The 521-nt window shown below is 48.9% G+C and carries 1 protein-coding gene; it reads left to right on the top strand.

The annotated features are described in order from the left end of the window. Positions 1-15: 15 nt before the first annotated feature. On the top strand, positions 16-521 hold a 506-nt coding region (locus ACE418_RS13465), incomplete at its 3' end, for an IS3 family transposase (RefSeq protein WP_416451081.1).

Here is a 521-nt window from a genome sequence, read left to right on the forward strand (position 1 = left end):
GTAGAGGGACTGCTCATGAACCACTCATCCTGCGTATTCGAAATCATCGAGCAAACGATGAAAAATAGTGAAAACCATCTTTCCGTCAGTACCCTGTGCCAGATGGCCGGTGTTTCACGCAGTGGCTATTATGCCTGGTTAAAAGCAGCGCCTCACCGGCAAGCTCAGGAAGAACAGGATCGCAAAGATTTTGAACTGATTCTAGCTGTGTTCAAGCGGAGAGGCTATCAAAAAGGGGCCCGTAGCATTTACATGGAGCTCCTGCATCAGGATCCGCCAGTCATTATGAATCTCAAGAAAATCCGACGTCTGATGAAGAAATTCCATTTGATCTGCCCTATCCGGAAGCGCAATCCGTACCGTCAGCTGGTCAATGCTCTTCGTACCAATCAAGTCGCAGACAACCTGCTTCAACGTCAATTCGAGGAATATGGGCCGCGGATGGTCTTGTTAACAGACATCACCTATCTTCCGTACAACGGGACCTTCGCCTACCTTTCCACAATCCTGGACGCCTTTAC

Source organism: Megasphaera jansseni, assembly GCF_047974155.1.
Classification (GTDB): Bacteria; Bacillota; Negativicutes; order Veillonellales; family Megasphaeraceae; genus Megasphaera.